This window comes from Neisseria sp. P0009.S007, from assembly GCF_051962515.1.
Genome location: NZ_JBQCVF010000515.1, coordinates 1 through 1,037 on the forward strand (window position 1 = coordinate 1; position 1,037 = coordinate 1,037).

Annotated in this window: 1 protein-coding gene; it reads left to right on the top strand. The window is 52.9% G+C overall.

The genetic code is table 11. The features are described from left to right. Nucleotides 1–126: 126 nt before the first annotated feature. Nucleotides 127–1,037 (top strand): UbiD family decarboxylase (locus tag ACTHS3_RS14445; protein WP_440368300.1); only part of this gene is annotated, 911 nt, incomplete at its 3' end.

The following is a 1,037-nucleotide window of genomic DNA, read 5'->3' on the forward strand; positions in this document are numbered from 1 at the left end:
ATCTAGAAATTCGGGCGTGGAAAGTTGGGATTTGAACAGATTTGGCAGGTACAATAGCCGCTGGTTTATCTTTCAAACCCGAAATGGCAGTCTGTTTTCAGACGGACTGTTCAGGAAAATGAAATCATGAAATACAGAGATCTGCGAGAATTTATCGCCGGATTGGAAGCTGATGGCAAACTCAAGCGCATTCAGCATCCGGTGTCGCCGCATTTGGAAATGACCGAAATCGCCGACCGCGTGCTGCGCGCCGAGGGGCCGGCGTTGTTGTTTGAAAATCCGATTAAGCCTGATGGTACGCGTTATGATTATCCTGTGTTGGCGAATCTGTTTGGTACGCCTGAGCGTGTGGCGCTGGGCATGGGTGCGGACAGTGTATCCAAGCTGCGCGAAATCGGGCAGACGCTGGCATATCTGAAAGAACCTGAACCGCCCAAAGGCATTAAAGACGCGTTTTCCAAACTGCCGCTGTTGAAAGACATTTGGAGTATGGCGCCGAACGTGGTAAAAAATGCGCCGTGTCAGGAAATCGTGTGGGAAGGCGAAGACGTTGATTTGTATAAACTTCCGATTCAGCATTGCTGGCCGGAAGACGTTGCGCCACTGTTAACGTGGGGCTTGACCGTCACGCGCGGACCGCACAAAAAACGTCAAAATCTCGGTATTTACCGTCAGCAGTTAATCGGCAAAAACAAGCTGATTATGCGCTGGCTGTCGCATCGCGGCGGCGCGTTGGATTATCAGGAATTCCGAAAACTCAATCCCGATACGCCGTATCCCGTCGCCGTCGTGCTCGGCTGCGACCCCGCCACCATTTTGGGCGCGGTAACGCCCGTTCCCGATACCTTGAGCGAATACCAGTTTGCCGGACTGCTGCGCGGTTCGCGGACGGAGCTGGTGAAATGTATCGGCAATGATTTGCAAGTGCCTGCCCGTGCTGAAATTGTGTTGGAAGGTGTTATCCATCCGAACGAAACCGCGTTGGAAGGCCCATACGGCGACCACACGGGCTATTACAACGAGCAGGACCATTTCCC